This window comes from Kitasatospora sp. NPDC059088, assembly GCF_042738155.1.
Lineage (GTDB): Bacteria > Actinomycetota > Actinomycetes > Streptomycetales > Streptomycetaceae > Kitasatospora.
Window position 1 is genome coordinate 1 of record NZ_JBHYGR010000254.1, and the last position, 4830, is coordinate 4830.

Annotated in this window: 5 protein-coding genes; 3 read left to right on the forward strand and 2 right to left on the reverse strand. The window is 75.1% G+C overall.

Annotated elements, in window-relative coordinates; genetic code table 11:
* Nucleotides 1–513: 513 nt before the first annotated feature.
* The gene (locus tag ACFWXO_RS44820; protein ID WP_375892854.1) at nt 514–1500 is read right to left on the reverse strand and encodes a LuxR C-terminal-related transcriptional regulator; all 987 of its coding nucleotides are present in this window, start codon (nt 1498–1500) and stop codon (nt 514–516) included.
* A gap of 370 nt (nt 1501–1870) precedes the next feature.
* Between ACFWXO_RS44820 and ACFWXO_RS44825 the strand changes: the two genes are divergently transcribed.
* The 3 genes from ACFWXO_RS44825 to ACFWXO_RS44835 all read left to right on the forward strand — a co-directional run bounded on the left by ACFWXO_RS44825 (nt 1871) and on the right by ACFWXO_RS44835 (nt 3788).
* Entirely contained in the window at nt 1871–2107 is a 237-nt protein-coding gene (locus tag ACFWXO_RS44825) for a hypothetical protein (protein WP_375892852.1), read from the forward strand.
* A 146-nt stretch (nt 2108–2253) separates the two neighbouring features.
* Nucleotides 2254–3144, forward strand: coding sequence for a hypothetical protein (locus tag ACFWXO_RS44830; RefSeq protein WP_380532888.1), 891 nt, complete (start codon nt 2254–2256; stop codon nt 3142–3144).
* A complete protein-coding gene (locus tag ACFWXO_RS44835) occupies nt 3078–3788 on the forward strand; it encodes a VOC family protein (protein ID WP_380532890.1) in 711 nt (236 codons plus the stop codon). Before ACFWXO_RS44830 ends, ACFWXO_RS44835 begins: the two co-directional genes overlap by 67 nt.
* A gap of 44 nt (nt 3789–3832) precedes the next feature.
* On the opposite strand, the gene ACFWXO_RS44840 is transcribed toward ACFWXO_RS44835, so the two are convergent.
* On the reverse strand, nt 3833–4830 hold a 998-nt coding region (locus ACFWXO_RS44840), incomplete at its 5' end, for a LuxR C-terminal-related transcriptional regulator (protein WP_380532892.1).

Genomic DNA, 4830 nt, shown 5'->3' on the forward strand with positions numbered 1-4830 from the left:
ACGTGGTTTAATGAGCCGGCGCCCCCCGAGATCTACACTTGCCTTGTCGTCGGCCGCGTCAGCTGGGTATACGAGCCAGCCCTGGCCCTGGGCGGCGCGGCGGGCCTCGGCCCGGCCGCCGGAGCGCGGCCCGGGCACGCCGCCCGCCGCACCGTCCTCGGGGAGTGCCCCGGGCGCGTCCTCGCCCTGAGCCGGGCTCTCGCCCCTGCGACCTGCCATGCGCGTACCTTTCACCGACGGAAGCGACGCCCCGGACGATCTGGCGCACCGCACTCAGGGAGACGACCCGAACCGCTCCCTGGTTGTACGTACGAAGGTCGGTACAGACCGACCATCGTGGCTTCCGATCATATGGAGATCGAAGGTGATCACCGACCCCCGGTGCACCAACCACCCCGGCGGTCACGGGACGATCCCGTCACAGAACATCCGAAAAGGGCTGATTCCGGCGGGCTCCGGCGCCGGCCCGGGCGGGGCCCGTGCGGAGGCCGGTCGGGGCGGGGCGTGACGGGCTCAGAGCCAGCCGCGCCGGCCGGCGAGCAGACCGGCCTCGAAGCGGCTGCGGGCGCCGAGCCGGTCCATCAGGTCGGCCATCATCCGGCGGGTGGTGCGCAGCGAGATGCCGAGGTGCTTGCCGGCCGCCTCGTCGGTGTAGCCCTGGCCGAGCAGGCGCAGCAGCTCCTGCTCCTGGCGGGTGAGGCCCTCCTCGTCGCGCTCGCGCGGGGCGCCGAAGGGGGTGGCGTCGGACCAGGTCTGGTCGAAGAGCGAGACAAGGGCGGTGAGCACGCCCGGTGACGAGATCTGGACGGCACCCTTGAGGGTGTTGGCGGGGTCGATCGGGACCAGGGCGACCCGCCGGTCGATGACCAGCATCCGCAGCGGCAGCGCGGGCACGGTGCGCACCTCGCAGCCGAGGCCGGTGAGCCACTCGGCGTGCAGGACGGTGGCCCGGTCCTTGCGCACCGCGTCCAGGTAGACGGTGCGCATCGACACCCCGCGGGCCAGCAGCTCCTCGTTGTCGGGGCGGCTGGCCTGGAGGGAGGCGGCGGGCCGGGCGCGGCCGGGCGCGAAGGTGAGCAGTTCGTCCTGGACCGAGCTGACCAGCTCCTCCATCCGCGCCGCCACGGTGGCCATGCCGAGCAGTCGCTCCAGCTGGCTGTCCTCGGCCGACTCGTCGCGGAACTGGGCGAGCATGCCGGAGATCTCGGCCTGGCGCCGCTCGAATTCCAGCTGGGCGCGCTGCTGGACGGATTCGTAGTACCGCAGCAGGGCCGGCAGTCCGACCCGCGGGTCGACCGGCCGCAGGCCGCCGGAGGGCGTGCCCGGGGCCTCGACCTCGGAGGGGCGGAGCAGCCGCAGGTCGGCGAGCTGGTCGAGCGCGGCGCGGACCTGCGCCCCGCCGAGGCCGAGTCTGTCGGCCAACCCCTCGACATCCAGCTGAGGATCCGTCAGCATCAGTCGATAGACCGCCTGCGCGGCATCGTCGATCCCCCGCGTCATCGGCGCACCACTCCCCCGCAGCCGGTACCGGTTTTCCGGCGCTCGGCCGGACAAGTCCGCTGCCCGATCATGCCAGGACGGGCAGGTCAGGACAACTGCGGAAGCGTTTCTTTCGGGGCTCCGGATCGACCGGCCGGGATAAGGGTAATGAGAAGGCAATGGCACCAAGGTGCCACCGCGATCTTCCTGCCGCCCCGAACACCTTCCGGCGGCCCTCGGCATCCTCCAGACTTTCGGTTGTCGGGAAGCCGCGAGCTCCCCGACCGGGCCCGCCGATGATTACGGACCGTCATCACCGACGGCCGACCGATCAGGTCGGTGAATTGGCCGGCACCCGCTTCCGCACCGCACTTCGTCCTGGGGGACCCTCATGCTGCTTTCCTACCGCAAGCTCGCCTGTACCGCCGCCGTCTCCGCCGTCGCCGCCGCCTTCGCCGGTGGCGTCCTGGCCGGTGCCGCGTACGCCACGCCGGGCTCCGCACCGGCCGTCGGCCCGGCCACGGCCTCGGTGCAGCAGTTCACGAACGGCCTCACCGCCCACCTCCGCGCGTCCCGGTCGGAGATGCTCCAGGGTGCCGCGACCCCGGCCGACTGGCACTGGAACTGACGGCCGCTTCCGCAGGCCACGGCACCTGACGCCGTCCCCGCCACCACCGGCCGACGAGCAGTCCGGCCGGACGGCGGGGAAGGCCCGTCGGCGGAACTCCGGACCGCCGCATAAATTGAACGTGCAACAATCCGCCAGGAGCGACAGTGCCGGTTATCGAACCGATCGTGCTGGACTTCTTCGGCTCGGAGATCGCCCTCGTCCAGGCCGACCGCGACGAGATCTCGTTCCATTTCGGGCCGCACCTCACCGGGATTTCCCGGGACCCCGACCAACTGCGGGTGGAATTCTCCCGTTCACCGGGGAAGGACGCGCCCGGCGATTTCCTGGTGCGCCGCAGTGACGGAACGCCATTGCTGCGCCGCACCTTCCGGGGTTGGGGCAACGTCCCGGGCGCGGTGCCGCCGTTCGCGGCCCTCCAGGACCGGTTCTGCCTGGCCCCCGCCGTGGTGCTGGCCAAGGGCGGCGCCACCGTGGCGCTGCTCGGCGGACCGTACTCGGAGCAGGCCAACGTGGGCGCCGCGCTGGCGCAGCGCTCCTGGGAGTTCGTCTCCGGACGGCTGCTGGTGCTGGACCGCCGCACCGGGCACGTCCTGCCCTACCTCGCGCCGCTGGAGGCTCGCGGGCCGGCCGCGGCCTGGCTGCGCGGCGCCGGACTGCCGGACGGCACCTGGCGCACCGTCACCTCGCCGGTCGGCGGCGAGGTCCTGCTGGTGCGGCCGGAGAGCCTCGGGCCGGTCGTCCCGGTCCGGGCCCGGCTGGCCCCGCCGGCGCTGGTCCGGCTGTGCCGCAGCGACGACGAGGAAGTGCGGCTGGCACCATGGGAGTTCACCACCAGGACCTGGCCGGCCGGGTCCTCGGGACTGCTCGCCGACGCACCGACCCACTGCCTGCACCTGCCCGGCGTGAGCGGGGCGGAGGAGGCCGCCGGACTGATCGATCACGCCATGACCAAGGAGAAGGACGACTCGTGCCTCGACGTACCGGCTATGCCATCGGCGCACCGTGCTGGGCTGACTGCATCACTCCCGATCTGAGCGGCAGCCGGGAGTTCTACGCGGCGCTGTTCGGCTGGGAGTTCGTCACCGAGTCGCCGGACTACCAACTGGCCGTGCTGGGCGGGGAGGTCATCGGCGGGTTCGGCGCCGCACCGGTCGGGCTGCCGCCGCAGGCCGCGTGGAACGTCTACCTGGCGACCAAGGACGCGGAGCACTGCTGCGTCCAGGTCGGCCGGCTGGGCGGACGCGTGGTGATGCCCCCGGTGCCCGCCGGGGAGAACGGCCGGCTGCTGCTCGCCGTCGACTCCTCCGGGGTCACGGTCGGCTTCTGGGAGGGCGCCCGGGCCGAGGGCGTGGTGCTCGCCGACGAGCCGGGCGCGATCTGCGGCCACGAGCTGCGGGTGCCGTCCGCCATCCAGGCCGAGGCGTTCTACGGGCCGCTGTTCGGCTACCGGCTCGGCACGGAGGGGGAGTTCACCCTGGACGGCTTCGCCCACGCCCGCGTGGTGGAGAGCGACCAGGGCCGTCCGTGCTGGCTGCCGCACTTCGGCGCGGCCGACCCGGCGGACGCCGTCCACCGGGCGGTCCGGCTGGGCGCCCGGCTGGTGCGGCCGGGCTCGGACGAGCCGCCGGTCCTGCGGGACCCGTGGGGCGCGGAGTTCGGGCTGGTGGCGGCGGGCTGAGCCGGCCGGGCGCGTCGGACGGCCCGCCCGGCCCGCGGCCACGGTCACAACGCCTTGACCGCGGCGCCCAGTTCGGGCCGGCCCTTGATCGCCAGCTTGCGGTAGATCCGGCCCAGGTGGGTGTCCACCGTGCGCTTGCTGAGGCAGAGCCGCTCGGCCACCTCCAGGTTGCTCAGGCCCTGCAGCACCAGCTCGGTGACCCGGCGTTCGCTCGGGGTCAGCCGGACCGGGCCGGCGTCCCGGGTGCCGATCGCCGGGCCGCCGCGCTCCTCGGCCGGGCGCGGCCGGGCGTCGCCGCCGGGCAGCGGGTCGGCCGCGATGGTCCGGGCGGCGGCGTGCTCGCCGAGCGCCTGGTAGGCCTGGGCCGCGTGGGCGCGCCACGGCACGCAGGCCGGATCGGCCACGCCGCGGGCGGCCAGCTGGTGCCCGCACTCCAGGAAGAGCCGCAGCGCCTGCTGGTGGTCGCCGCGGTGCGCGGCGACCAGGCCGCGGGCCTCCAGCAGCACCGCGCGCAGCAGCGGGTGCGCCTCGGCGGGCAGGTCGACCCCGGCCAGCGCGGCGGCGTCCACCGGCAGGCCGCGGCGCAGCCGGGCCCGGACGGCCAGCGCCAGCGCGGCGCCCGCGAGGTCCTCGGCCCGGATCTGCCGGGCCAGGTCGGCGGCCTGCTCGGCGTCGGCGAGGGCGGCGTCCGGCCGGCCCTGCCGGTGGGCGATGTCGGAGCGGGCCAGCAGGGCGAGGGCCAGTTCGCCGCGGTGGTTCCAGCGCCGGGCGGAGCGGACCGCCCGGCCGGCCCAGGCGGCCGCCTCGTCCAGCCGTCCCGTCCAGGCGTAGGCCATCGCCGCGCCCAGCACCTCCGTACCGGCCTCGGCGGGCGAGACCCGGCGCACGCAGCGCCCGGCCAGCCGCACCGCCGTACGGGGCTGGCCCCCGGCGGCGGCCAGCGCCGCCAGCGCCCCGAGCAGGGCGGTGCCGGCGGGCTCGGCCGGCTCGGCGCGCAGCGCGGCCAGGGCGGGCCGCAGCGCGGCGCGCCGGCCGGTGAGGG

What these genes read in the sequence shown, in the direction of transcription:
- ACFWXO_RS44820 (WP_375892854.1), bottom strand. Translation starts at nt 1,500, where the DNA reads ATGACGCGGGGGATCGACGATGCCGCGCAGGCGGTCTATCGACTGATG.
- ACFWXO_RS44825 (WP_375892852.1), top strand. Translation starts at nt 1,871, where the DNA reads ATGCTGCTTTCCTACCGCAAGCTCGCCTGTACCGCCGCCGTCTCCGCC.